25 protein-coding genes and 1 other annotated feature are annotated in these 26,656 nt (G+C 26.1%); of the genes, 5 read left to right on the top strand and 20 right to left on the bottom strand.

Annotated elements, in window-relative coordinates:
* Positions 1-137 precede the first annotated feature (137 nt).
* On the bottom strand, positions 138-1,040 hold the full coding sequence (locus tag EIH23_RS02285) for a PfkB family carbohydrate kinase (RefSeq protein ID WP_122638602.1): 903 nt from the start codon (positions 1,038-1,040) through the stop codon (positions 138-140).
* 236 nt (positions 1,041-1,276) lie between these two features.
* On the opposite strand from EIH23_RS02285, the gene EIH23_RS02280 reads away from it, so the two are divergent.
* Positions 1,277-1,897 carry a hypothetical protein gene (locus tag EIH23_RS02280; RefSeq protein WP_122638601.1) on the top strand — a complete coding sequence of 207 codons (621 nt, stop codon included), beginning with the start codon at positions 1,277-1,279 and terminating at the stop codon, positions 1,895-1,897.
* A gap of 41 nt (positions 1,898-1,938) precedes the next feature.
* Here EIH23_RS02280 and EIH23_RS02275 read toward each other — a convergent pair whose 3' ends face one another.
* The 7 genes from EIH23_RS02275 to EIH23_RS02245 form a co-directional block, all read right to left on the bottom strand.
* Complete coding sequence (locus EIH23_RS02275) at positions 1,939-2,703, bottom strand: DUF6241 domain-containing protein (RefSeq protein ID WP_122638600.1); 765 nt, start codon at positions 2,701-2,703, stop codon at positions 1,939-1,941.
* A complete protein-coding gene (locus EIH23_RS02270; RefSeq protein ID WP_122638599.1) occupies positions 2,697-3,188 on the bottom strand; it encodes a sigma factor-like helix-turn-helix DNA-binding protein in 492 nt (163 codons plus the stop codon). The genes EIH23_RS02275 and EIH23_RS02270 overlap by 7 nt, the downstream gene beginning before the upstream one ends.
* 80 nt (positions 3,189-3,268) lie before the next feature.
* Positions 3,269-4,132 (bottom strand): RelA/SpoT domain-containing protein, encoded by an 864-nt coding sequence (locus EIH23_RS02265; protein WP_122638598.1) that lies wholly within the window; start codon positions 4,130-4,132, stop codon positions 3,269-3,271.
* A gap of 17 nt (positions 4,133-4,149) precedes the next feature.
* Positions 4,150-5,607 carry a DEAD/DEAH box helicase gene (locus tag EIH23_RS02260; protein ID WP_122638597.1) on the bottom strand — a complete coding sequence of 486 codons (1,458 nt, stop codon included), beginning with the start codon at positions 5,605-5,607 and terminating at the stop codon, positions 4,150-4,152.
* 154 nt (positions 5,608-5,761) lie between these two features.
* Complete coding sequence (locus tag EIH23_RS02255; protein ID WP_122638596.1) at positions 5,762-6,274, bottom strand: hypothetical protein; 513 nt, start codon at positions 6,272-6,274, stop codon at positions 5,762-5,764.
* Between the two features lie 110 nt (positions 6,275-6,384).
* The gene (locus EIH23_RS02250) at positions 6,385-6,570 is read right to left on the bottom strand and encodes a DUF1858 domain-containing protein (protein WP_122638595.1); all 186 of its coding nucleotides are present in this window, start codon (positions 6,568-6,570) and stop codon (positions 6,385-6,387) included.
* A 201-nt stretch (positions 6,571-6,771) separates the two neighbouring features.
* Positions 6,772-8,106, bottom strand: a complete 1,335-nt coding sequence (locus EIH23_RS02245; RefSeq protein ID WP_122638594.1) for a LysM peptidoglycan-binding domain-containing protein — start codon at positions 8,104-8,106, stop codon at positions 6,772-6,774.
* Positions 8,107-8,326: 220 nt separating this feature from the next.
* Here EIH23_RS02245 and EIH23_RS02240 point away from each other — a divergent pair, with 220 nt between their 5' ends.
* A complete protein-coding gene (locus EIH23_RS02240) occupies positions 8,327-8,602 on the top strand; it encodes a hypothetical protein (protein ID WP_122638593.1) in 276 nt (91 codons plus the stop codon).
* Between the two features lie 74 nt (positions 8,603-8,676).
* Here the strand turns inward: EIH23_RS02240 and EIH23_RS02235 are convergent, their stop codons facing one another.
* The 7 genes from EIH23_RS02235 to uvsE form a co-directional block, all read right to left on the bottom strand.
* Complete coding sequence (locus EIH23_RS02235) at positions 8,677-9,291, bottom strand: DUF4397 domain-containing protein (protein ID WP_122638592.1); 615 nt, start codon at positions 9,289-9,291, stop codon at positions 8,677-8,679.
* Between the two features lie 206 nt (positions 9,292-9,497).
* Positions 9,498-10,700 carry a methionine adenosyltransferase gene (gene metK / locus EIH23_RS02230; RefSeq protein WP_122638591.1) on the bottom strand — a complete coding sequence of 401 codons (1,203 nt, stop codon included), beginning with the start codon at positions 10,698-10,700 and terminating at the stop codon, positions 9,498-9,500.
* Positions 10,667-11,602 carry an agmatinase gene (speB, locus tag EIH23_RS02225; RefSeq protein ID WP_122638590.1) on the bottom strand — a complete coding sequence of 312 codons (936 nt, stop codon included), beginning with the start codon at positions 11,600-11,602 and terminating at the stop codon, positions 10,667-10,669. Before speB ends, metK begins: the two co-directional genes overlap by 34 nt.
* The gene (speE, locus tag EIH23_RS02220; protein WP_122638589.1) at positions 11,592-12,443 is read right to left on the bottom strand and encodes a polyamine aminopropyltransferase; all 852 of its coding nucleotides are present in this window, start codon (positions 12,441-12,443) and stop codon (positions 11,592-11,594) included. The genes speB and speE overlap by 11 nt, the downstream gene beginning before the upstream one ends.
* A gap of 161 nt (positions 12,444-12,604) precedes the next feature.
* Positions 12,605-13,018 carry an adenosylmethionine decarboxylase gene (gene speD, locus EIH23_RS02215; protein WP_122638588.1) on the bottom strand — a complete coding sequence of 138 codons (414 nt, stop codon included), beginning with the start codon at positions 13,016-13,018 and terminating at the stop codon, positions 12,605-12,607.
* Between the two features lie 35 nt (positions 13,019-13,053).
* Positions 13,054-14,538: an aminotransferase class I/II-fold pyridoxal phosphate-dependent enzyme gene (locus EIH23_RS02210; protein ID WP_243113302.1), complete on the bottom strand. Its 1,485-nt coding sequence runs from the start codon at positions 14,536-14,538 to the stop codon at positions 13,054-13,056.
* A gap of 380 nt (positions 14,539-14,918) precedes the next feature.
* A complete protein-coding gene (uvsE, locus tag EIH23_RS02205; protein ID WP_122638587.1) occupies positions 14,919-15,875 on the bottom strand; it encodes a UV DNA damage repair endonuclease UvsE in 957 nt (318 codons plus the stop codon).
* A 144-nt stretch (positions 15,876-16,019) separates the two neighbouring features.
* Between uvsE and EIH23_RS02200 the strand changes: the two genes are divergently transcribed.
* Positions 16,020-16,334: a hypothetical protein gene (locus EIH23_RS02200; RefSeq protein ID WP_122638586.1), complete on the top strand. Its 315-nt coding sequence runs from the start codon at positions 16,020-16,022 to the stop codon at positions 16,332-16,334.
* Between the two features lie 145 nt (positions 16,335-16,479).
* A complete protein-coding gene (locus EIH23_RS02195; RefSeq protein ID WP_122638585.1) occupies positions 16,480-18,057 on the top strand; it encodes an oligosaccharide flippase family protein in 1,578 nt (525 codons plus the stop codon).
* A 45-nt stretch (positions 18,058-18,102) separates the two neighbouring features.
* Here EIH23_RS02195 and EIH23_RS02190 read toward each other — a convergent pair whose 3' ends face one another.
* The 5 genes from EIH23_RS02190 to asnS all read right to left on the bottom strand — a co-directional run bounded on the left by EIH23_RS02190 (position 18,103) and on the right by asnS (position 22,949).
* On the bottom strand, positions 18,103-18,966 hold the full coding sequence (locus EIH23_RS02190; RefSeq protein WP_164488956.1) for an alpha/beta hydrolase: 864 nt from the start codon (positions 18,964-18,966) through the stop codon (positions 18,103-18,105).
* A gap of 167 nt (positions 18,967-19,133) precedes the next feature.
* Positions 19,134-19,574, bottom strand: a complete 441-nt coding sequence (locus EIH23_RS02185; RefSeq protein WP_122638584.1) for a zinc ribbon domain-containing protein — start codon at positions 19,572-19,574, stop codon at positions 19,134-19,136.
* 84 nt (positions 19,575-19,658) lie between these two features.
* The gene (locus EIH23_RS02180; RefSeq protein WP_122638583.1) at positions 19,659-20,948 is read right to left on the bottom strand and encodes a hypothetical protein; all 1,290 of its coding nucleotides are present in this window, start codon (positions 20,946-20,948) and stop codon (positions 19,659-19,661) included.
* Positions 20,949-21,048: 100 nt separating this feature from the next.
* On the bottom strand, positions 21,049-21,351 hold the full coding sequence (locus EIH23_RS02175) for a rhodanese-like domain-containing protein (protein WP_122638582.1): 303 nt from the start codon (positions 21,349-21,351) through the stop codon (positions 21,049-21,051).
* A gap of 197 nt (positions 21,352-21,548) precedes the next feature.
* The gene (gene asnS / locus EIH23_RS02170) at positions 21,549-22,949 is read right to left on the bottom strand and encodes an asparagine--tRNA ligase (RefSeq protein ID WP_122638581.1); all 1,401 of its coding nucleotides are present in this window, start codon (positions 22,947-22,949) and stop codon (positions 21,549-21,551) included.
* Positions 22,950-23,008: 59 nt separating this feature from the next.
* Positions 23,009-23,241: a binding site (T-box leader), on the bottom strand.
* A gap of 168 nt (positions 23,242-23,409) precedes the next feature.
* Between asnS and EIH23_RS02165 the strand changes: the two genes are divergently transcribed.
* A complete protein-coding gene (locus EIH23_RS02165; RefSeq protein WP_122638580.1) occupies positions 23,410-26,592 on the top strand; it encodes a ligand-binding sensor domain-containing protein in 3,183 nt (1,060 codons plus the stop codon).
* Positions 26,593-26,656 lie beyond the last annotated feature (64 nt).

The raw sequence follows: 26,656 nt of genomic DNA, 5'->3' as shown, positions 1-26,656 counted from the left end.
CATCCTTCCCATAATTTAAATAAATTTTATTTTAATCTTTATATTAAAATAATTATAATAATATTCCATAAAGTATAATTTATTATAAATTATAGTAAGAACTTTTTAATTTTATACTACTAATTTTATATAATCATTTATATTATGTTATATTCTTTAATATCAAAATATTTTTCTTCTAGCCTGCTTTCTTCTATTGATACAACTTTTGAGGCTACTTTATTAGCAAAATAGCAACAGTCACCTAGATTATAACCCATAGAATATCCAACTATAATAGCCCCCATATGACTATCTCCTGCACCTATTGTATTTTTAATTTCACTATCAAAACTATCAACAAATCTATACTCACAATTGTTAGCACACATAACTCCATCTTTTCCTAGAGTTATAAAAACTGTATTTTTTGTAATTTTATTTATAGCTCTAGCTGCTTCAACAATACTTTTTTTATTAGTAAATGATAACGCTTCCTCTTCATTTATATGTATTATAGGTCTAAGTTTTAGTATCTTATCTAAGGTTTCTTTTTCTATTTCTCCCATTCTAGGACCAGGAGCAAAGAATATATTTTTGTCTTCTAATTTACTTATCCAGTTAGATATTATTTGTCCACTTTCGCCTTCCATTTCATAACCTGATATATATATATTTTTATAGTCATCTGGGTTTATACCTTCAAACCAAGACTCACTATAATTAGTTTCAATCCCTTTAACAGTTATAAAACTTCTTTCTCCACTTTCTTCAACTAAGCACATACAGTACCCATTATCTCCGCTATCTACTTTAATATTAGGTTTATAACCACTCTTTATAACTTCATTTTCTATTATACTTCCATATATTCCATTTCCTACAGGAAATACTAATGTATGGTCTATGTTAAAGTTTTTTAATATTGTTGCTACATTATAAGCACATCCACCAACAGTAACAATATGTTTTTTACACACAATATCATCACCAGTCTTAGGCAGATGATCTACATTGATTATTATATCAACATAAACATTACCTATAATTAAAGTTTTCATACATTGCCCCCTATTTTCTTTTTAATATAATTTTATATATTGTCTATGGCTTAATCAATAAAATAAATCATTATTGAAATTTATTATTTCGTTATTAATTTGATAATATCCTTTTTAAATTTAAATAATTTATTAACTTTTATACTACTATTTAATAATTCATATATAATTATAATATCATAAATATATGCACTAAATAAAACTCTTATATTATAATTATAAGTAGAGGTGATTTTATGAGTAGCAAGATAATTGGAATCATTATTCAAAATCAAGATGGAAATATACTCTTTCATGATAATAGCTATTATTATGAAGCTACAGTTAATGAAAATGAAGATATAAATAGGGTTATTGCTAAAACACTAAGAGATGCAATTGATAAAAGCATTCATAGAATTATAAAAGTATATAAATATCCTCTACACTCAAATAATAAAGAAATAACTATGTATCTAGTTGAAGTTGGTGTCTACAATAATAATTTTGTTTTTATTAGTCCAGAAAAAATATTAGATTACTTATCTTATTCTCCAGATAAAGTTTTTTTTGAAAAATATATTGTAAGATATGAAGAAAATAAAAGTTTAATTTATTCATCTATTGCAATATCATTATTAATCTTATTTTTAATAGATATTCCATTTAAATTAAATCTTAATCTGCCAGAAAATTTTCTTTGGATTGAAATATCTCTAATTATTATATCATTTTGCATTTTAGTAAAATATATAATCCCTAGAATCGCTAAGTATTTACTAAAATTTAACTTTAATACCAGAAAAATTTTGCAAATTTTAGATATTTTACTATTTATACTAGCATCTATTAATATAATAAAAATTATAATAAATTAAAATGGAATATCTCATTCTTTCTATAAGATATTCCATTTTTATTATTCATTTTTATTATTAAAATGATTTTTTAATATTTTTTCAATCATTAGTTCATCTAATTCTTCTGCAATTCCAATACTTCCATCTAACATATCCCAAACATAGTTATGTAAATCTACTCCATTTGAAAAATTACCTTCAGACCACTTATTTAATGCATTTCTTAAGTAGATTCTGTCATGATCATCATCTATAAGTTCAACACTTTTTAATGCTATTTCTATAGTTTTTGGTGTAACTTCTGTGCTACCCCATTTATGTTGGGCTTCAACAAGAGTATTCGCCATAGAATGTATTAAGTTTAAAGCTTCTTTTGAACTTGTTGGAGCTTTAACTTCATCTTCTTTTATAAGATTTGGATCTTCAATTATTTGTAACTTCCCAGATTCATCTAAATCAACCTTTGGTATAATATTGTCAAATCCTAATAAGTCAACTATAAAATCTATATTAAGTGACTCATTTATATTTTTAAAAAACTTATACACTGGTGGTATTTTATAAGTTAATATAGGATTGTATAAAGATACCATGCTGAATATTAACATAGAAAAAATAAGAATATTACCAATTATAACTTTATCAAATTCATATCTTTCTTTTACTGCTTTTTTTATACATTTTTTTGTTGTAGAGTTTAGGTTTGGAATTTCAATACTATCTACAATATCTAAATTTATATTAAAAGATTTTATATCTTCTTTTATTTCAAATTTTGTTCTTTTATCTATATCAATACTGTCAAAGTCAATTCTTTCTAACATATACAATCCTCCTTTAAAAGATTTTTAATTTCTTTAAAGGCCCTTCTTGTAAATGTCTCTACTGTACTTGGGTTTAATTCTAAAATTTCAGCTATTTCGTTAACACTAAACTTACAATAATACCTTAATATAATTACACTTTTAACTTTAGATTCTAATATATCTATAGATTTAAATAAATCAATATTATCTTCTTCTAGTTCAAATTCTAATTCAACCATCCCTACAGATTCTAAAAAATAATCTATTTCATTTATAAGAATTCTTGTTAACCAGATTTTAAATTTATACGGTGATTTCAATTTATGTATATTTTTAAATCCATTATACACAGTTTCTTCAAAGATACTTTTTGCATCATCTTCAAGTTTAGTATGAAGATACGCTATTTTATATAAATAAGCAGTATACTCTTTTATTAAATAATAAAAAGCTCTTTTATTACCTTTCATAGCTTTTTTTATAATCTCTATATTATCTTCCATAAATGTCCTTTCAAATTAAAACATAATTAATTAAAAATAATGGGTATATTGGCTTAATTAATTCCAATATACCCATTATTTTACTCTTTTTTCAATATTTCATCAATATCTTGTATTAAACTTTCTTTTTCTACATCTGATATGTCTATATTATCTAATATCTTTTCCTTTAAGTTATTAATTTTTTTATCTTTTTCTCTTAATTTATCCTCAAATTCTATTTCAACTTGTTTAAAGCTTTTACTCATCATATTTATCAAAGACGCCATTTCATCTGAGCTTCCAGCAATCCTATTTAATAACATTAAATTTTGTCCTAAAATTTCAGGTATATCATTATGTGAATATCTAAGTTGGTGGTCAATTTCTCCATATCCTTCTTCAAAGATAGTTCTAACTTGAACTTCTGCTATAAGTTTTTTGTTTGTAGGGTAAGACTCGATTAAATAATGTACTGATCTATAGCCTGACAATCTAGAACATACCTCTATATTTTTTGCTTCAAATTCTTTAGTATTATCACCTTCTCTAATATTAGCAACAATTTCCATAACATCCCACATACTAGTTATAAACTCATGTATTTCTTCCCAGTCCTCTTTGAAAATATGAATAACTCTTATACCCAATAAATCGGTAATTTCATTTTTATAATTTTCAACAGTAAATTTAAAATCCTTACCATACTTAGACCTTCTTTCAGGTGTTTTTCTGATAACTTTTTCAATTAAGTGTTTTGCATCTTTTACTCTTGTTTTTACTGAGTGAACTTTAGGCTGAGCTCTTAATATATTTGCAATTAGCTCTGCTTGTGTTTCATAACTTTGTCTATATTTTATAAAATCTTCATATATTGCTTCTAAATCCTGCCAATCTATATTTAAGTCTGCTAATTCTTTTTCATCTATTTTATACATGGCAAGAAATTGTTCTTTGTTAAGCATCAAGGTCCTCCTATAATTTAATTTTTATTGTCTTTTCTAACTTTTACAAGTTTCTTCTTTATACTTATCTCTTTATATTTCTTTAAAAATTTACTTCCTTTATTATTTAATAAGTCCACATAAGAACACAAATCTTTAACTTCTACAACTCCAATGTCTTCATTATTTATTCCTTCAATATTGCTAAGTGTTCCAACAATATCTATAACTCTTATTTTCTTTTTCTTTCCTGCATTTAAATAAATTCTAGTTACTTCTGAATTTGTATCTTTTTCATACTTCTTATCATTTCTCAATTTTATAAGTTTACTTTCAATTTCTTTAAATCTGACTCTTCCCATATTAACTTCTTCTTCATTAATTTCAACTATTTCATGTAATTTTCTATTCGTATAATTTTCTATTTCTTCTAAGTACTTTTCCTCATTTTGAGATACTAGTGTTATTGCTTTTCCAAACTTATTTTGCCTTCCAGTTCTTCCTATTCTATGTACATAATTTTCTTTATCCTTTGGAATATCATAATTTATTACTAAGGATATATCATCTATATGTATACCTCTTGAAGCTACATCTGTACATATCATTATATTAAATTTATGTTCTTTAAAATCTTTTATTGTATATAATCTCTTTTCTTGCGACATATCACCATGAAGTTGCCTTACTAAAAATTTATCTTTTTTCATTTTATTATATAAATCAATTACACTATCTTTTTTATTAGCAAATATTATTAATGAGTCAGGAGATTCACTGTAAATTAACTTTTTTAAAGTTTCATATCTATTTTCTTTAGTTACATTTATACACTTTTCAATTATTTGTTTTTGTGATACCTCTTTTTCATTAATCTTTATATCTATATAAATTGGGTTTACCATATATTTATTGCATATCAAACTTATATTCTCATCTATAGTCGCAGAAAATAACCCACTTGTGCATTTATGTGGTAGTTTTACAAATATACTTTCCATATCATCTACAAATCCTTTATTAAGCATTTTATCTGCTTCATCTATTATAAAATATTTTAAATTATCTAATGATATGGTTTTTCTACCTATATGATCAATTATTCTACCTGGTGTTGCTACTACTATATGTACTCTTTGCTTTAGTTCTAAAATTTGATCTTTTATTGGTTGTTTTCCAAAAATTGCACTACACCTAATTTTTTTTAATCTTCCTATTGAAGATATCTCTTCTTTTATTTGAAGTGCTAATTCTCTTGTAGGAGCAACTATTAAAGCTTGCACGCTATTATTATTGATATCAATGCTTTCGCATATTGGAATTGCAAAACTAGCAGTTTTTCCACTCCCAGTTTTTGATTTTACTATTACATCTTTATTATCTAAAAGTTCAGGTATTGTTTTACTTTGAACTTCTGAGGGAACCTTATAATTTAAATTATTTAAAGATTTTATAATTTCTTTATTTAAATTGAATTTTTCAAAATTATTATTCATTTTATACCACCTTACATTTATATACGTAATTATTAATTATATCATATTTTGACACTTATATTTTTATCTATAACTATAAAAATTTCTTTCATTTATTTAAATAAAAAATGCTTTAAAAATTATTGATAATATTTTTAAAGCATTTTTTAGTATATTAATCATTCTTTTTGATTTTTGACTCCCCTAACAGAAATCCTATAGACATACACATTAAATCTCTAAATTGAGATAATATAGCTACATCCTGAGTTATTTCAAATACATATATAATTATCATTACAATCGCTGAAATTACAGTAACTAAGAATGCTATTACAATTTGTACTGAATTTCCTTCATTTCGATACCTTTTTTCTATTACCTCTTTACAATCTTCTTTTATATCTTCTTCTTTTATACTATATTTTTCAACATAAGGTATATTTTGTGGTTTGACATTCTTTATATTTGAACTTAATATAAATCCAAATACAGATGCTAGTGATGATCTAAATATAACTTCAATAGTTTTATATATCTCACTACAATATACTTTATATAATGCAACAAATATTATTGTAGAAAATAAAAATCCACCTATAAAAACTAATGCCTTTGCAGCTAAATTTAACTTATCCCAATCAGTTTTTAATTCTGTTAAAAATGCTATTCTTCGATTGCACTTCATAATATACTCACCTTTTGAATTTTATGATTATATTATAAGTTACTAATCTATACTATATAATGTGCATAAAAAAGGTAATTTCTAAAAATAGAAATTACCTTTTTTAAAATTTATTTACTGTTTAACTTATTTAATACATCTTCTAATTTTAAGTCATGTATAAAGCAAGCTTGCTCTAAAGTTTCCATAGTTGCAGATGGGCAACCTAAGCATCCCATTCCAAAATCCATTAATATATCTGCTGCCTTTGGATTTATTTCTAATATTTCGCCTATTGTATTATCTTTTGTTATCATTATAATATCTCCTTTATCTATATTTATTTCTTTTTAAATAGATATACTCAATCTTATATACGTATTATTATCATAATAAACATATTATATATCTATAGTATTTAAAATTTCAATCTTAAACTCTTTTCTATACATAGTATTATAAATGTTATTATAAATAAAATCGGTAACAAAAGTTACCGATTTTATTTATTTTAAGGATTATACTCTTAAAATTTCTCCTACATAAATTAAGTTTGGATTTTGTATATTATTTAATTCAACTAAATTTGATACTGTTGTATTAAATTTCTCTGCAATACTAGTTAAAGTGTCTCCATATTTAACTATATAACTTCCTGTAAAGCTTTTTTCATCATTTGAAGATGCAGATGTTTCTATTTTTAAAACTTGACCTACATAAATTAAATTTGGATTTTGTATATTATTTATGCGTACTAATTCAGCTACTGTTGTATTAAACCTTCTTGCTATTCCACTTAATGTATCTCCTTCTTCTACTACATATGTCAGTGTATGCATATGTTCTGATACTGATGCTGTTCTTTTTATATTTTTAGTTGTTGGTATCTTTAAAATTTCACCTATATAGATTAAGTTTGGATTTGATATATCATTTAATTTTACTAATTCATCTACTGTTGTATCAAATCTTTGAGCTATGCCACTTAATGTATCTCCACGTTGTACTACATAAGTTCTATAGAAATTTTTTTTTCTTGATATTATATTCCTTGATGATGTGTATATCTTTAAAACTTGACCTACATAAATTAAGTTTGGATTTTGTATGTTATTAATTGATGCTAATTGTGCTACTGTTGTACCAAATCTTTGAGCTATTCCACTTAATGTATCTCCTTTTTGCACTGTATAATAAATAACTGAACTTTGATTTGATTCAGGTTTTCTTTCTCCTTCTATTTTAGATGAATCATCTAATAATATTCCATCATAAAATATATCTAAATCAATATTTGCTTCTACTCCATCTATATATCCAGTATCAGAGTATTGCCAACCTACATATTCATTTCCCCATATAGGATTATATTCAGGCGAACTCTCAGAGTATTGAGCTATCCATACTGGATAATTTCCTATACCTGTACTTGAAACAAGTTCTGTCTGTGCAAAATTTGTATAAGTATATACCACAACTTTTTTGCCACTATACTCTTCTACAGCTTTTAAAAAATCAACCGCTTGGTTCGAAATCTCTTCTGGTCCTAAACCTCCTGTTTGTTCTAAATCTATTGCTAATCTACATTCAACCTCCATACCACTAATAGCATCTACAAAGTATCTAGCTTGTTCTCTAGGTGTTGGAGAGCTTCCAGGGTTAAAAAAATGATAAAAACCAACTTTTAACCCATTATTTTTTGCTCCATTATAAAATTCCTGAAGATATGGATCAGTATAAAAAGTTCCTTCAGTTGCTTGTATATATACAATTTCTACTCCAGATTCATTCACAGCTGCAAAATCTATACTACCACTCCAGTTACTTATATCTATTCCTTTTATTTGTCTCATTATTATACCTCTTTTCAAATATAATAAACTAAATAGTCTTGTCATTTTATTATATTTGTATAAATTTAAAACGTGACTTTTATTATAAATTTTCATTATCATTCTATTAATTTATATATGTAAATTATTATAAGTATTTATATTTGATGCTTTCACCTATTAACTATAAAAATATTTTTGCATAATATATAACTATCATATATATTAGGAGGAGCTTCTTATGAAATGCTGTGCTTTTAAAATGGGAACTGTAACTGAAATAAGGTATAATATGCAACATCGACTTACCTTTATAACATTTGCTACAGATGTGTCTAATATTTATACATCTTTTATACTAATAGTAAGCGATACAACTTTAGTTATGGACGAATTTTACAACGAAATATCTATAGATGATTTACAAGTTGGTGACTTAATTGGTTCATATCACTCACCTATAATGACTATGAGTATCCCACCACAATCTCAAGCATTTATTATCGAGTTAAAGTAAAAATCTAAAATAAGAAATCCTATGTATATAAGTTTATTCATACATAGGATTTCTCTTCTTTTAATAAAACTAACTTATCTACATAAATAAGTATTAACATCAACTGATTGAATAGCCGATAAATCAGGATATTCTCCTACTATATACAAAGTGTAAATTCTATTTGGCTTTAATACTGCTCCAAAAGATAAAACTGATACATTATTCTCAGTTAAGTATAAATCAATAGTATACTGATTAGGTCTTGCATCTACATAACTTATATTTTGCTTATATTCTAATCCTTCGACTAAATCTTTATTATTAACTAATACATTTACTGAAGGTAGGTTAGGTGATAGTTGCACTATTCTAAATGCACTTTTATCATGTATTACTTCTTTATCCACGTGATCACTAATAACTAATAATCCTAAATCACCTATATTACCTATAGATGCTATAGTTAATATCTGACCATCTTCTAAATCTAGACTACCACTTATTATTGATTGATCAGTTGATTGACTTACAAATACATCTATTCTATAATCACCTTCTGGCAATGTTATATAATTAGAAAATTGTTTATATTGTAAATTACTAATTGCTAGTCTTTTATTAATATATACATCTATAGCATTAACTTGTGGTAATGAATTAAGAACTCTAATTAAGGAAGTTCCCTCTTTTATTTTTATACAGTCCATTAGTGTTTCCCCCTTGACGCTATTATTTTAATATATATTATGTTACGTATAAATTTTTAGTGATAGCTAATAATCTTATTTATATACCTATACTTTACATAACAAAAATGGCTACATCAGATAAAACTCTGACATAGCCAACCTACTTACATATTTTAAACTTAACTATATATTCTAAATTTTTGCGTGAATTTTAATATTTATATTTAAGCCATTGTAATTTCTAATGCTTGCTGTTTTAATATTTCAGCTTTATCAGTTCTTTCCCATGGTAAATCTAAGTCTGTTCTACCAAAGTGTCCATAAGCTGCAACATTTCTATACATTGGTTTTCTAAGATCTAAATCTCTTATTATTGCACCTGGTCTTAAATCAAAGTTACTGTTAACTAATTCAACTAATTTTTCTTCGCTAACTTTGCCAGTTCCAAAAGTATCTATAAATATAGATAAAGGTTTTGCTACACCAATTGCATAAGCAAGCTCTATCTCACATTTGTTTGCAAGACCTGCTGCAACTATATTTTTAGCAACATATCTAGCAGCGTAAGCTGCTGATCTATCAACCTTTGTAGGATCTTTTCCAGAGAATGCCCCACCACCATGTCTTGAGTATCCTCCATAAGTATCTATTATTATTTTTCTACCTGTAAGACCTGTATCTCCTTGTGGTCCACCTATAACGAATCTGCCAGTTGGATTTATGTATATCATAGTTTCTTCATCTAATAATTCATTTGGTATAACAGCTTTTATTACATGATTGATTAAATCTTCTCTTATAGTTTCGTTACTTACTTCTTCTCCGTGTTGTGTAGAAATTAAAACGGTATGCACTCTCACAGGTGTATTTCCTTCATATTCTACTGTTACTTGAGTCTTTCCATCAGGTCTTAAATAACTTAGTAACCCTGATTTTCTAACTTCAGTTAACTTTCTTGCTAATTTATGAGCTAAAGATATTGGTAGAGGCATTAATTCTTCAGTTTCATCACATGCAAAACCAAACATTATACCTTGGTCTCCCGCTCCAACCTTTTCTATTTCATCTTCTACACTTTCCCCTGATTTGTTTTCTAAAGCTTCATCAACACCCATAGCTATATCCCCTGATTGCTCATCTATAGAAGTTATTACCGCACAAGTGTCACAATCAAATCCATATTTCGCTCTATCATAACCTATTTCTTTAACTGTTTTTCTTACTAACTTAGGTATATCTACATATGCATTAGTACTTATTTCCCCTGCAACAAGCACTAATCCTGTAGTTACTGTAGTTTCACATGCTACTCTTGATGCACTATCTTTTTCTAATAATGCATCTAATATAGCGTCTGATATTTGGTCACATATTTTATCTGGATGACCTTCTGTTACTGATTCTGAAGTGAATAAATGTCTTGCCATTTTTCAATTCCTCCTTGATTTTGTTTATTATGCTTATCTAGAGCTACTAAAGCTAATTCTCTTAATATTTTACATGCCGTCACTGTTGATACATTTGTGTCATCGTAGTCAGGACTTAACTCTACTATATCGCATCCTACTAAATTTATATTTGAATCCTTTAAGATTTTAAATATATTTTCAAACTCTCTATATGTTATACCTCCAGGTTCTGGAGTTCCTGTTCCTGGAAATATAGATGGATCTAGTACGTCCAAATCTATTGTTAAATATATATTCTTTTTATCTAAACTTTTTACAACTTTTTCAAATGTATCGATTGACGATACTTCCATATATGTATGTTTTTCTTTTAATGCAAAATCAAACTCTTCCTTAGTACCCGATCTTATACCGAATTGATATATTCTATTATCTCCAGTAATATCCCAAATTCTTTTTATTACTGTTGCATGAGAATGCTTATTATTATTATATTCATCTCTAAGATCTGTATGAGCATCAAAGTGAAGTACATATATATCTCTATATTTTTCATAAACTGCTTTAAATGCTGGTAATGTAACTAAATGTTCTCCACCAATCATAAAAGGTATTTTATTATCCTGTACTATTTTTTTACATCCTTCGTATATTTCTTCTAATACTAAGTCTGTATTTCCTATACTTAACTCTAAGTCACCTATATCGCAAATATTAAAGTCATCTAAATCAAGATCTAACATTGGACTGTATGTTTCTAATCCGTAAAATTCAGGTCTCATCGCACTACTTGCAAATCTAGTACCTGGTCTATTTGAAGTAGTTCCATCAAATCCTACTCCAAAAACTATTAAATCTGAATCTTCATAAGAGTCATCCATGCTCATAAATGTGCTTACATGAGAAAATTTATTTTTCATCTAACATATCCTTTACATACTGAGGTAACATAAATGCACCTACATGCACTTCGCTATTATAGTACTTAGTTTTTAGATTTAAACTTTCCCAACCTTTTACATTTTGGTCTTTTATTGGATCTAACTTTTTCGATGCAAATCCAAATAACCAGTGCCCTGATGGATATGTTGGTATATGAGCCTGATAAACCTTAGCTATTTCAAATATCTCTGATATCTTAGCATTTGCTCTTTTCATTTCTCTAGCATTAAAATCAAAGTAAGGGCTTTCATTTTGATTTACAAGTATACCTTCATCTGTTAATATTCTATAACAATCATTATAAAAATCTACTGAGAATAATCCTTCTCCTGGTCCTATAGGGTCAGTTGAATCAACTATTATTAAATCGTAAAATTTATCTTTTGACTTTTTAACAAAAGCCACACCATCTTCATAGTATAAACTTACTCTTTTATCATCTAATTTACACGCGCATATATCTATAAATTCTCTAGATACATCTACAACCATTTTATCAATTTCAACCATGTCTATTTTTTCTATTTGAGGATATCTAGTAAGTTCTCTAACTGTACCTCCATCTCCGCCACCTATAACTAAGATATTTTTTATATTCATATTAGTAGCCATTGGCACATGAACTATCATATCATGGTATATGAATTCATCTTTATAATTTACCATCATAAGTCCATCTAAGGTTAAAAACTTTCCAAATTCCTTACTCTCAAATACATCTACTCTTTGAAACTCTGACTGTTTACTGAATAAATGCTTATCTGTCTTTATTGAAAAACGAACATTGTCAGTCCATTCTTCTGTATACCAAAGCTCCATACTATTCCTCCAAATTTATTTTATTTATTTTTATTTATATAATTAACATTATTTAATTTATCATCAATTTGAAAATTTCTCTTTTTTATGTTATAATGTTAGTCCAAATTTATTTTTATTTATTTTATTTTTTATTTATTTTTAATTTAGGTATTTATTATTTATACAGCTTCTGGCTTATGAGTAATATTGCCTAAATCTTTTTTTGCAAACTTTTTTATTTTTGATGTTAATCCCCTTGGAATTTCAGTAGATTCACTTCTTTCTGCTTTTAAAAGTTCTTCTAATAACTCAAAACTTTTCCATGGATCTATATCTCCACATGTAAAGAAATCTGCAGCTGCATATCCATATTCTGGCCAAGTATGTATAGTTAAATGAGATTCTGCTATTATAACTGCACCTGATACTCCCCAAGGATTAAAATGGTGAAATACTGAATCAACAATAGTTGCTTTAGCATTTAGAGCTGAATCATTCATAAACTTTTCTATAAGCTTAGGATCTCTAAGTACTTCCTCATCACAGTTGTAATATTCTACTAAGATGTGTCTACCTAATGTTTCAAACTTCATACTAGTTTACCTACTTTCTATTTAATTTTAAATTGCTATTTTACTACTAATATATTTTTTAATTCTTTATCTTTCATATCAGTTAAGTACGCATTGTTATCTTTTAATAATTTTATATACTCTATAATTTCACTTGTTATTATCTCTCCTGGAGATATTATTGGTATCCCGGGAGGATACGCCATAATTGACTCTGCACAAATTTTATTTATACTTTTATCTAAAGATATACTTTCTTTGATAGAGTAAAAAGCTTCCCTTGGACTAATTTCCACCCTTGGAATTATTTGTCTTATATTTATTTCACTACTTGAACTTTGTTTCTTATGTATCCTAGAAATAATTGAAATAGATTTTATAAGTTTGTCTATATCTTGCTTAGTTGTTCCAATAGATATAAGCGCTAATATATTGTACATATCTCCTAGTTCAACTTGTACTCCAAAATCTTTATATAGTAACTCATAAACTTCAAATCCACTCAAATTTAACCCTGCTACATTTATACATAGCTTAGTTTCATCTATAAAACTTACTCCATCTTTTTTTAAGAATTCATGAGAAATTACTCTTATTCCTTTAATTTTACTTAATTTACTTTTTGCATATCTTGCTAAATTAAGTGCCTTTGATAATTGAGATCCTCCATTTTGGGTTAAATTTGCTCTTGCTCCATCTATGCTTGCCATAAGTAAATATGACGCTGATGTTGACTGTAATAGGTTTATATTTTGTTTTACCTTTTTTTCATCTATATTTTTACTTTTAACTAAAATTGCTGATGCTTGAGTTAATGCTCCTCCAGTTTTATGAATACTTATAGCTGACATATCTGCACCACATTGCATTGCTGATGGTGGTAAGTCATCATAAAAAGGAAAGTGTGCCCCATGAGCTTCATCAACAAGTACCAAAATATTTTTATCATGGCAAATATCAACAACTTCTTTCAATGAGGTACATGCACCATAGTATGTTGGATTTAATAAAAATAAGACCTTTATGTCTTTATTTTCATCTAACGCTTTTTTTATATTATTTATACTTACATTTAGGCTAATTCCAATCTCATTATCATACTCAGGCTGTATATAAACTGGAATTCCACCAGAAAGAATAAGTGCATTTATAACAGATTTATGTACATTTCTAGGAAGTAAAATCTTATCTCCTGGATTTATACAACTCAAAATCATAGCATGTATACCTTGTGTAGTACCATTAGTTATAAAAAAAGCGTAGTCTGCATCATATGCTTTTGCCAATAAATCCTCTGCTTCTTTTATAATTCCCCTTGGATTTGAAACATTATCCATTAATGGTGATGAATTTATGTCCATTTTCATAATATTTCTTCCAAAATATTTATTCAGAATTTCTACACCATTATCTCTTACATGTCCCGGTACATCAAAGCAAGCTATATCCATATTAGAATATTCTTCTAAACCTTTCAGTAAAGGTACTTTTTCATATTCTAAATCAAATAAGGAATCCATATTTTTATTTGTATCTTGCAATATTTCACCTCCTATTTTATTAAGTTTTGAATAAGTTATAAATTATACTTACTATTTCTATTCTCATAATTCAGTATTGTTAAACTTACTTTTACATTATATTTATTTTTTATACATTTTTCAAGTATATTTTAAAACATTTTTCTTTTTATTTTATTTAAAAGTAACAAATGTGTATTTTTCAACATCTTAACTTATATTTTTTTCAAAATGTTTATATTAATTTTATTTTTGTTTAGTATTCCTAATCATATGTTTATATTAATTTTGCACCAGTTTACTTATACTAAACTTTTTACGCTTTTTAGTTAGTTTTTTACAAAATTAAAAAGATGCTCATTTATTAAAACTAGCTAAATGAACATCTTTAAAATTCCATTCTATAATTCAATAGTTGAATCATCTATAAATTTTATTTTAAATTTACATTGTTTTAAATCATCTATTAATTTAAATAATGCCTGATCTTTTTTCTTTGCTTCTATCATAACATCAAAGTCTTTATTAACTCTATCTTTAGCCATAGATAAAAATTTTATAAAGTCATCCACTTTTATATAATCTGCATGCTTTCTATCATTCTCAAAGTCTCTAGGTGTTGAAAAATGCATTTTAGGAGGCAACGATTCATTTTTCCATGTATCAAATATATTACTTAATAAGTCTTCTATTTTTTCATTGTCATTTTTGCAATTGTGATGATGTATATCTAAAACCATAGGTACCTTAATTTTTTCACATATCTTCAGTGCATCATTTGCAGTAAATACTTTGTCGTCATTTTCTAAAATTAATCTTTCTTGTATCCTTTTAGGAAATTCATTAAAGTTTGATATAAATCTATTTATACTTTCTTCCTTTCCACCTTGAGAACTTCCAATATGTATAACAAGTTTTCCTTCTTTATAATTTAATAGCTCTAATATATCTACTGCTGTATTTAAGTTAATTAAGGTACTTTCAACAACATTTTTTTTAGTACTGTTTATAACATTGAACTGATCAGGATGAAAATCAACTCTCATATTACTTTTTTTTATTATATTTCCAATATGTTCAAAATCTTTTTTAAAATATATTTTATAATCCCACATTACCTGAGGATGAGTGGCTAATGGAATTAAATTTGACGTTAATCTATAAAAATGAATATTATTATTAATATTATATTTTAAAATCTCTTCTAATGCTTTTATATTTGAGTATGTTACAGATTTTAATTTATTAATTCTTTCATCCTCATTCAACTTATTATATCTAGCATACGTTAGTGTACTAGATGATGTTGTTTTTTCTAAATTAAGCGCTATAGCTACATAGCCTAATCTAACTATCATATTTTTACTCCTTATATTATGTCTTTTTTATATTTTTTAAAATTTTGTATACTTTTATTCTGAAATCTACTACTATATAAATAAACTTATTTACCAAAATCATATTTTATATTTTCTAAATATCTATAAAAGGGGGAAATAATAATGGGGACATATAATAAAATTGTTAGAAATAATATTCCTGATATGCTAAAAGAATTAGGTAAAAGATTTGATTACGAAATACTAGAAGAAGAAAAGGCTTTAGAAGCTTTATACTTAAATTTAATAGCTACAATCTATGATGGTTTAGATAGTAAATCATTAAGTGATATAGTAGAATCTATAGATTTATTAACTGAAATAGGAAAAGAATATGGATATTCAGAAGAAGAGATTAATAATTTTAGAAACACAACAAAAAAAGAAAAAGGTGATTTTTCAAAAAAAATATTTCTTAAAAAGACATACTACATTTAATAGTATATAAAAAATGGATGAAGTTTTATTTCATCCATTTTTTATATACTATTTTTATAATATTTTGGACTTACATTAGCATATAAATATATATATCATTCCATTTAATCAATGTATTTTATAATTTTATAGGAGATATTTACTTATGAGAAAAAAAAGAAAAAAATTAATTTTAAACGCTTTGCTACTTACAATTAGTACAATGACATTTGGATTAGTTAATATGATTTTTAGAGTATATCTTTCGAATAAAATAGGTGCAGAAGGTATGGGTATTTTCCAGCTAATTATGAGTATAAATGTAGTTGCTAGCACATTAGCTATCTCAGGAATAAGGGTTACTATCACTCGTTTAGTCGCTGAAGAACTTGGTAAAGGTAATTATGGAAAGATAAAAAATATAGTAAGTAAAGGATTTATTTACACCTTATTCTTTGGAACTCTTACTGCTGTATTTCTGTATAATAGCTCTGAATTTATAAGCAATGTATGGATAAAAGATTCTAGAGCAATAATGTCCCTTAAAATTTTAGCATTTAGCATGCCTTTTGTTGGTATATGTTGCTGCTTTGCAGGTTACTTTTATGGTGTTCGAAAAGTCATGAAGAGTGTTACATCCGATATTGTAGAAGTTTTTACTATGATGTTAATTATATGTTTGTTTGTAGGTAAATTCATACCTCTAGGATTAGACTATACATGTGCTTTAGTATCAATTGGTATGACTTCAGGTTCTATACTTTCTGCTATATATTCTTATTTATTATATTTATTTGAAAAAAAGAAAAAATCAACCAGTGTATTATCTTTAAATAATAAATGCTCTTTATTAGATATAAGTTCAATTTCTTTACCCATAGCATTTAGCGCATATGTTCAAACTTCTTTAAGAACAGCCGAAGATATACTTATTCCAAATGCACTTAGGTCATATGGATCATCTAATGAGTCTTCCATAGCTATATTTGGTATGATAAAAGGTATGGTTATGCCAATACTTAATTTTCCATCTATATTTTTAGCTTCTTTTTCAACACTTATCATACCTGAAATAGCTGAATCAAATGCTTTACATAAAAATAAAAGAGTTAATTACATAATTTCAAAAGTTTTTAAGTTTACGCTTTTAATAGCATTATTTGCAACAGGTCTATTTATGATATTTTCAAAAGAACTAGGATTAGCTATTTATAATAACACTGAAAGTGGATTTATGATGAGAATATTAGCTCCTCTTATACCTTTAATGTATCTTGATAGAATTGTTGACGGTAGTTTGAATGCTTTAAACCAACAAATGTATACCTTAAAATATAATCTCATGGACATGGTTCTTCGAATTATTATTATTTTGGGATTTATCCCCAAAAGTGGAATTGAAGGTTTTATACTAGTACTTTTTGCTAGTACCATATTTAATGCTTCCTTAAGTATAAACAGACTTTTAAAAGTTACTAATTTAGAGTTTGATTTAATAGATTGGGTTATTAAGCCAATTATATGCATCATTATTTCTAGTTATACAATTAAGTTCACTTTTTCACTTTTAAATTTAGAATCTCTTCTTATATTACAAGTCCTAGCTGATCTGATTTTATACTTAGCTCTTTTATTTATTATTAGATGTATTAGGTTTAAAGATATAAAATGGTTCACTGATGCATTTAAGAATGACATAAAAAAAGTCGATTGGAACAGTGTTAATCTATACAAAAAACTTTAAAATAAAAAATGCTTGGTTTTAGCCCAAGCATTTTTTATTTATAATTTAATTTATCTTATTCATAAATCTTATAATATTTTTTGATGCTACATCTATTTGCTCTTCCCTACTTATTATCGATGTTTGATCTCCTTTTTGTTCACCATAATCACCGAATTGAGCATGATTAGCTCCTTCAATTTCCACATAAGTAGTATCTGTAGGTAATTTTTCTTTTGAGTTTATTAGATTTTCAAAATTAACTACACCATCTTTACTTCCCCAAATAGAAATTACTTCTTTGCCCATATCTTTAAGTTCTGTTCCCATTGGATAAGATGCCAACAATACAACACCATCTATCATATTATTTTCACTTGCTAGTTTAGCTGCCATAGTTCCACCTAGTGAATGTCCACCTATAACCCATGTTTTTATATTACTATATTCATCTATTACAGATTCACCTTTTTTATAAGACAATATAGCTAAATTAAGAGGCATTTTTACTATAACTACTTCATATCCCTCACTTGCAATTTCCTTACATAATGGAGCATAAGCTTCGGGTTCAACCTTAGCTCCTGGATAGAATATAAATCCTTTTGTCGGGTTTATATTTTTAGGTGTGAATGTTATATATTTTCCTACATTTACTTCTACTGAACTATCGCTTACAAGTGAATTTTCTGCTAAGGATTGTGGCTTATAGCTGTCGCTAGCCCATATAAAAAAACCAACTATACTAATAATTAAAACCCCTAAAATTAACTTTAATATATTATTTTTTATTCTTCTTGACTTTTCATTTTGTTCTTGAATATATACTTCATTTCTTAATTCATCGTAAAGCAAAGGCCTTTCTAATTCCATAGTTATGCTAAAAGTATCGTCTAAATTATGTCCTTTGGACTTTACATCTTTTTTCATACACTACCTCCCACCAATCTAAATACATCTTATAGTTTATCATATCTACTATGTTTTTTCATCTCATAAAATATTTCAAATTAATTACAAATCTTAATAAAAAAGACTAACACACATATTTATATATACGGTATTAGTCTTTTATTTGTTAAAAATCAAATATTATTTTAATAATTTAATTCTACTTTTTTACCACAACATACACAATAATTAGAGTCTGCATCAATTTCAGTCTCACATAAGTCACATATTATAGTCTCTTCTTCATATATGTCTTCTACATTTTTTCCACATACAGAACAAAACTTATCTTGATCTTTTATTGTGTTTCCACATTCACATTTATTAATACGATTCAAACTTTCTAATTTTTCTAATTCTAAATTAGACTTATATATAAATTTATCTAGTTCTATAATCTCATTAGAGATTTCATTAAAGTCATCATCTCTTAAATATCCGTCTCTTATCTTCTGATATGATAAAGTCCCCATTTCTATTAATAATAAAGTTTTTTTGTCTTCAGCTTCATTTATTAAATTATTTATTCTAACTTTCTCTCTATAATTTTCTCTTCCACTTTTATCTTTTAATATTTTTTCTTTCATATTTGAAAATCTATCACTTTCTATATTTTTTTTTTATCCTCCGTTACTAATTAAATATATTTAACTTATATCCCATTAAAGATATTACAAACTATATATAAATGTAATTATCATCGATTCTATTAATCCAAATCCCATTACTGATGCTGTCGCAAAATTACTAAAACTTAATCCATCAGTACCTACGTTTAACATTAATTTTGTTGTTATAGATAATGTTCCAATTAATATAGCATAAAAAGAGCTCATTAATATAATAGGTTTTATACCTTTTTCTTTTCCATACTTACTTTCTAATTTGCAAGCTGATACTATTATTACTAATGTTGATAAGAAAAACATAGCTATTAGCATTAAATTTATAGTTGAATATAAATCTGAACTTATTAAATTTCCAAATGATAATACTTTATTTCCAATACTTACAGGAACAAAATTTCCAAATGACCATATATAAACTGATAATTGAGCTATTATTACCAATTTACTAAATATATCAGTATAGCTAGACATTCCTAAACTATACAGATAACTTTTATCAACAATAGTCAATATAAATATTATTATAAATGTACATATATAACCTACTAACAACATGTTTATAGCTCTTTTAAATATTTCTAGGTACATATTATCATCTTCATATTCTCTTCTATAAAGAACTACATATGTAGGTAAAAAACCTAATATAAATCCTTTTATTGCCATTCCTAGTGCTCCAAAACTAAATTGATTAGCATATCCATACTGCATCATGTTATACGAATAGTTAATCTTTATTCTACTGATTAAAGCTAAAATAAATAATATAATCCCATAAGAAATACCAACACCTAAAGAATTCCTAAATACATCTTTAATGTTCTTAATATTTTTTTTATTAAAAATCAAATTAGATATAGCTATTGATATTATAGGTAATATAGCAAAAACAACTAGACCAAGTTTTAGTTCATTTCCACTCCACCCCATCATAGTTGATTTATAATAAGTTAAAGAACCTAAGTTTAAACCTAATAATATATGTATTGGGTTTACTAAATCGTCTATATTAGAAATATAATCACTAATTATATTTTTTCCTAATATTGATATTATAAATAATATAAATGTTGCAAATGTAGCTGTAATTAAGGTTTTAGGCATATTAAAATAGTTAATAATGTCTTTATAATTCCAACTTACAGTAACATCTTTAGTATAAATTGATGTTTCTTCTAAATTAAACCCACAATATTTACAATAAATGTCAATATCATAAATATGCCTGTCACATTTAGGACAATTTTCTATCTTTAATTTTCTCCTTTTAATATCATTATTTTTTGTTTTTCTAGTCATAACACCGTTAATCTTAGAATAGTTATTATACATACCGATCCTCCAACTGCTAAAATTATTAAATTTATTATACAAAAAAATACTTAACTATAGCTTAACTGAAAGCTTTAATTAAGTATTTATATATATTTTTCTATATCACATAGTCTATTATTCCCATTTCTAAATTATATAGATCATCATAACCTTCCATTGAAAGCAAATTACATGCTGTAATACTTCTATGACCACTTCTACAATACACTATTATCTTTTTATCTCTATATTTTTCAATATCATCCATATTAAAAAATAACTCTTGTAATGGTATGTTTACTGCTCCCTCTATTTTATACTCACTAAATTCTTCTTTAGTTCTAACATCTAAAAGTAAACATTCTTTCTCACTTTCTAATAGATTCTTCAATTCATATTTATTTATATTAGTGTAATTCATAATCCACCTCATTCATTCAAAATTTATATCTATTATATACCCAATTTTAATCTATTAAATCTAACCTTCTCTTATCGTAAAATATAAATCGTTATATTCAATTAAATAATAAAAATCACTGAAATATAAATTAAGTCAAACTTACATTTCAGTGATTTTTTAATTTAAAATAATTTTTAATAAATTTTTATATAAATTTAGAACTCAGCATTTCTTGGAGTACGTGGGAATGGTATTACATCTCTTATATTTGACATACCAGTTAAGTACATTATCATTCTCTCAAATCCTAAACCAAATCCAGAATGAGTAGCTGTTCCATACTTTCTAAGCTCTAAGTACCACCAATAATCTTCCTCTTTTAATCCTAGTTCTTTAATTCTTTCTAATAATACGTCTTCTCTTTCTTCTCTTTGAGAACCACCAACTATTTCTCCAACACCTGGAACTAATAAGTCCATCGCTCTAACAGTTTTTCCATCTTCATTCATTCTCATATAGAATGCTTTTATATCTTTTGGATAATCAGTTACAAATACAGGTGCATTAAATACTTGCTCTGTTATATATCTTTCATGTTCAGTTTGTAAGTCATCTCCCCAAGTAACTGGATATTCAAATTCTACTCCTGATTTAGTTAATATTTCTACAGCTTCAGTATATGTAATTCTCTTGAATGGAGAGTTAAGTACATTATTTAATCTTTCAAATAAGCCTTTATCTATAAAGCTATTGAAGAATTCCATTTCTTCTGGAGCATTCTCCATAACATAGCTTATTATGTATTTTATCATATCTTCAGCAAGTTCCATATCATCTTCTAAATCACCAAATGCTATTTCTGGTTCTATCATCCAGAATTCAGATGCATGTCTTGCAGTAAATGAGTTTTCCGCTCTAAATGTTGGTCCAAATGTGTAAACATTTCTAAATGCAAGAGCCATTATTTCGGCATTTAATTGACCACTAACTGTTAAGTTAGCTTCTTTTCCAAAGAAGTCTTTAGAGTAATCCACATTTCCATCTTCTGTTTTAGGAACATTGTTTAAATCCATAGTTGTTAATCTAAACATTTCCCCTGCACCCTCACAGTCACTTCCTGTTATTATTGGAGAGTGAGAGTATACAAAGTTTCTTTCTTGGAAGAATTTGTGTATAGCATATGCTGTTAAACTTCTTACTCTAAATACAGCAGAGAATGTGTTACTTCTTGGTCTTAAGTGCGCTATTGTTCTTAAGTACTCAAGCGTATGTCTCTTCTTTTGTAATGGATATGAGCTGTCTGATTCACCTTCTACTATAACATTTGCTGCATGTATTTCTATTGGTTGCTTAGCTCCTTCAGTTGACACAACTTCTCCTTCAACTATTATTGATGAGCTTATTGGTAACTTAGTTATTTCTTTAAAGTTTTCTAATTTATCATCAGATAAAATTATTTGCATGTTCTTAAAGAAACTTCCGTCATTTAATTCTATAAATCCAAAGTTTTTTGATCCTCTAGATGTTCTTATCCAACCTGCTACCTTTACAGTTTTACCAATATACTCATTTTGGTTTCTGTATAGTTCTTTTACAGTCACAAATTGTTTTTGCATTTTGTATTTCCTCCCTATTTTAGTTATTATTAAAAATAAAAAAAGCCTTTCATCCCATATAAAGGGACGAAAGACTATACTCTCGCGGTACCACCCTAATTGTCAAAATATGACCTCTTAGTTAAGCTATGCTTATGATCGTAACGGGATCATCCGTCTAGGCCTACTTGCTATCGCTTTCGGGTAGAGACTCCGAGATGTTCTTCAATATAAATTTCGTATTGGGCTCACACCTTATCCCAACTCTCTGAAAACTAAATTTTATATCTACTCTTCTCATCATAGTCTTTAGTTCTAGTATTACTATATTGTAAGAAGATTATACCAACTTCTAAAATTTTAGTCAATATCTTTATTTTTTTATGTTTTTTACATTTTATTACTCAATTATAATTTATTAATTTCCTATTTTTTGATATAGTCTAATTATAGATTACATAATAAGCTCTCGAGGTGAATAATGACAAAGAACATAAAAAGTTTTATAGATAAATTTTTATTAGCTTTATTTATTATTATTTTAAGTCCAGTTTTATCTTATGCTAATACTCCTGATAACATAAATTTCAGAAGTATTACAATTGAAGATGGGTTATCCCAATCTACAGTAGAAACTATTTTTCAAGATAGCAATGGCTATATTTGGATAGGAACTAATGATGGTTTAAATAAATACAATGGATATAACTTTGAAAAATATACTCACGATATTTATAATAAAAATACCATTAGCAGCAATTATATTGTAGATATAATTGAAGATAATGAAGGATATGTATGGGTATCTACTATAAATGGTTTAAATAAAATAAATACTAAAAATGATAATATTACTAGATATTTTTCAGAGTCTAATAATGGAACACTGTCAAATGACCGCATATGCGAAATTTTAGTTACTAAAGCTGGTGATATATTAGTTACTACCTCAAATGGGTTAAACTTATATAATAAAAATACAGATTCATTTGAAAGGATTTTAAATAATAATAATGATTTACCTACACAGTATATACACTCAATAGAAGAGGATTCTAATGGTGATATCTGGCTTGGTACTCAAAGTGGTTTAGTTAAACTAGACAAAAACCTAAAGAAAATTAAAGAATTTACTAATAATAATATAAATACTATCTCAGACTATCCTATATATAGACTCTATAATGACAATAAATATATATGGATTGCTACCTTAGGATCTGGCTTATTTAAAATAGATATTGATACTTATGAGTTTAAAGTTTATACAAATACAAATTCAAATAATTCTATTCCTAGTAATTTTATAAGAGATATACTAAGAGATTCTAATGGCAACTTATGGATAAATACACAGGGAGGATTATCTAAATATAATACAGAAAACGATAACTTTATAAATTATAAAAATAAAATTTATGACCAAAATAGCCTTATAGATGATAAAACCTACTGTTTAATAGAAGATAAAAGTGGATTAATTTGGGTTGGAACATATAAAGGGATTTCTATTTTCGACCCTAATAATAACTTTCAACATTATAAGTATGATCCCTTTGATAAAAATTCTTTAAGCAGTAATATGATACATGGAATTTATGAAGATGATGATGAGTATATTTGGGTTGGTACTAGTTTAACAGGTGTAAACATAATAAATAAAAAAAATGATGATCGTTACTTTTTAACTAGTGAAAATAGTAGTTTATGCGATAATACTATCCAAGATATAACAGGCCTAAACAATGAAATTTATATAGGTACTTCAAATGGGCTTACTATTGTTAATAAAAATTCTAAAACGATCCAAAACTTTTCAGTTGAAGATGGATTACCTGTTAATATGATAAAATCATTATTTGTTGATAGCAAAAACTACCTTTGGATTGGAACAAATGTAGGTTTAGCTGTTATGAATATTGAAACTAAAGAAATAACTAATATAACAAATTATCTTATAAAAAATTCTATAAGTGATTTATTTATAAGAGATATTTATGAAAGTAAAAACGGAAAATATTATATAGGTTGTTTTCTAGATGGAGGGTTAGTAGAACTAAATCCCAAAGATAATTCTATTAAAGTATATAAGAATATAGAAGATGATAATACTAGTATAACTAACAATTCAATTAGAAGTATAACTGAAGATATGTTTGGTAATATAGTTATAGGAACTAGTCATGGTCTAAATATTTTTGATACTAGTACAGAAAAGTTTACTCACTATACAACTAACGATGGATTACCTAATAATAATATTTATGGTATTTTAATCGACTCTAACAATAATTTTTGGATGAGTACTAATAGCGGGATCTCTAAATTCAATACAAAAACTAAAGTGTTTGAAAATTATACAGTTATAGATGGACTTCAAAGTAATGAGTTTAATGGAAAGTCATACTTTAAAAATAAAAATGGAGATTTTTATTTTGGTGGTATAAATGGATTTAATATATTCAAACCTAAAGATATTAATACTTCTAAATATAAACCTAATGTAATATTCAATAAGTTTGAAGTTAAAGGTTTAAATTATAAAGATATCTCTAATCGTAAATTTGAATCTACTGAGAATAATATTACTTTAAGTTTTTTTGTTGATGATTATAAAAATTTAGACGGTGTGCAATATTATTATATGCTTGAGGGTTCTGATAACGATTGGGTATTATCTCATACTAACAAAATAGTTTATGCTAATTTATCACCTGGAAAATATACTTTTAAAGTTAAGGCTTTAAGTTACAATGGCATAATGAGTGACGAAAATAAAGTTTCATTTATTATAAAGCCCCCTTTTTGGAAAAGTAAGTTAGCAATCTTAGGATACATTATATTTACACTAATTATTATTAAATTTAATATGACAAAAGTTAAAAGGCTAGATAACTTAGTTGAAAATAGAACTAAAGAACTAAAATCTGAAATGAAAAAAAATAAAAAGTTATTTAATAAATTAATTACATTAGAAAAGAATAAAAATAACTACTTTGTTAATTTATCTCACGAACTTAGAACTCCACTAAATGTAATTAACGGTACTGGTCAATTAATAAGAGACTTTAACAGAAAAAATGAGCTAACACCTGATAAACTTGATTACTATATGGATATAATGGGAAGAAACTGTACACGTCTGTTAAATATAATTAATAATATAATAGATACTAGCAAACTTCAAAGTAACAGCTATATTATCAATAAAAAAGAAGAAGATATTGTATTTATAGTCGAAGAAACTATATTAGGATTAAAAGATTATATAGAAAGTAAAGGTATAGAATTTACTATAGATACTATGATAGAAGAAAAAATTATTGAGTGTGACAGATATGAAATAGAAAGATGTATTGTAAATTTAATTGGTAATGCAGTGAAGTTTACGCCACCTGGAGGAAAAATTGATGTATTTATAAATGATTTAGATGACTATATTCAAATCAGCGTAAAAGATACTGGTATAGGCATAAGTCAAAGAAATATTGATAAAATTTTTGATAAGTTTAATCAAGTTATAGATTCTACATCTGAAGTAAAAGGTGGTAGTGGTCTAGGACTTACTATAACTAAACATCTAATAGAACTTCATAATGGAAAAATATCTGTTGAAAGTGAAATCGGTAAAGGTAGTACATTTATAATAACTTTACCCAGTTAAATAAAAATATATAATTATAGGGTTTATATTTCATTTGATATAAACCCTATATTTTTGTCAATAA

The sequence above is a fragment of the Romboutsia sp. Marseille-P6047 genome (assembly GCF_900604535.1).
In the GTDB taxonomy this organism is placed as follows: Bacteria; Bacillota; Clostridia; order Peptostreptococcales; family Peptostreptococcaceae; genus Romboutsia_E.
This window is presented reverse-complemented; position numbering and strand designations above follow the sequence as displayed.

Coding starts and splice junctions, on each gene's coding strand:
- EIH23_RS02285 (WP_122638602.1), bottom strand. CDS start 1,040: ATGAAAACTTTAATTATAGGTAATGTTTATGTTGATATAATAATCAAT.
- EIH23_RS02280 (WP_122638601.1), top strand. CDS start 1,277: ATGAGTAGCAAGATAATTGGAATCATTATTCAAAATCAAGATGGAAAT.
- EIH23_RS02275 (WP_122638600.1), bottom strand. CDS start 2,703: ATGTTAGAAAGAATTGACTTTGACAGTATTGATATAGATAAAAGAACA.
- EIH23_RS02270 (WP_122638599.1), bottom strand. CDS start 3,188: ATGGAAGATAATATAGAGATTATAAAAAAAGCTATGAAAGGTAATAAA.
- EIH23_RS02265 (WP_122638598.1), bottom strand. CDS start 4,132: ATGCTTAACAAAGAACAATTTCTTGCCATGTATAAAATAGATGAAAAA.
- EIH23_RS02260 (WP_122638597.1), bottom strand. CDS start 5,607: ATGAATAATAATTTTGAAAAATTCAATTTAAATAAAGAAATTATAAAA.
- EIH23_RS02255 (WP_122638596.1), bottom strand. CDS start 6,274: ATGAAGTGCAATCGAAGAATAGCATTTTTAACAGAATTAAAAACTGAT.
- EIH23_RS02250 (WP_122638595.1), bottom strand. CDS start 6,570: ATGATAACAAAAGATAATACAATAGGCGAAATATTAGAAATAAATCCA.
- EIH23_RS02245 (WP_122638594.1), bottom strand. CDS start 8,106: ATGAGACAAATAAAAGGAATAGATATAAGTAACTGGAGTGGTAGTATA.
- EIH23_RS02240 (WP_122638593.1), top strand. CDS start 8,327: ATGAAATGCTGTGCTTTTAAAATGGGAACTGTAACTGAAATAAGGTAT.
- EIH23_RS02235 (WP_122638592.1), bottom strand. CDS start 9,291: ATGGACTGTATAAAAATAAAAGAGGGAACTTCCTTAATTAGAGTTCTT.
- metK (WP_122638591.1), bottom strand. CDS start 10,700: ATGGCAAGACATTTATTCACTTCAGAATCAGTAACAGAAGGTCATCCA.
- speB (WP_122638590.1), bottom strand. CDS start 11,602: ATGAAAAATAAATTTTCTCATGTAAGCACATTTATGAGCATGGATGAC.
- speE (WP_122638589.1), bottom strand. CDS start 12,443: ATGGAGCTTTGGTATACAGAAGAATGGACTGACAATGTTCGTTTTTCA.
- speD (WP_122638588.1), bottom strand. CDS start 13,018: ATGAAGTTTGAAACATTAGGTAGACACATCTTAGTAGAATATTACAAC.
- uvsE (WP_122638587.1), bottom strand. CDS start 15,875: ATGATAGTTAGATTAGGCTATGTAGCTATAGCGCTTAATTTAGAAAAA.
- EIH23_RS02200 (WP_122638586.1), top strand. CDS start 16,020: ATGGGGACATATAATAAAATTGTTAGAAATAATATTCCTGATATGCTA.
- EIH23_RS02195 (WP_122638585.1), top strand. CDS start 16,480: ATGAGAAAAAAAAGAAAAAAATTAATTTTAAACGCTTTGCTACTTACA.
- EIH23_RS02190 (WP_164488956.1), bottom strand. CDS start 18,966: ATGAAAAAAGATGTAAAGTCCAAAGGACATAATTTAGACGATACTTTT.
- EIH23_RS02185 (WP_122638584.1), bottom strand. CDS start 19,574: ATGAAAGAAAAAATATTAAAAGATAAAAGTGGAAGAGAAAATTATAGA.
- EIH23_RS02180 (WP_122638583.1), bottom strand. CDS start 20,948: ATGTATAATAACTATTCTAAGATTAACGGTGTTATGACTAGAAAAACA.
- EIH23_RS02175 (WP_122638582.1), bottom strand. CDS start 21,351: ATGAATTACACTAATATAAATAAATATGAATTGAAGAATCTATTAGAA.
- asnS (WP_122638581.1), bottom strand. CDS start 22,949: ATGCAAAAACAATTTGTGACTGTAAAAGAACTATACAGAAACCAAAAT.
- EIH23_RS02165 (WP_122638580.1), top strand. CDS start 23,410: ATGACAAAGAACATAAAAAGTTTTATAGATAAATTTTTATTAGCTTTA.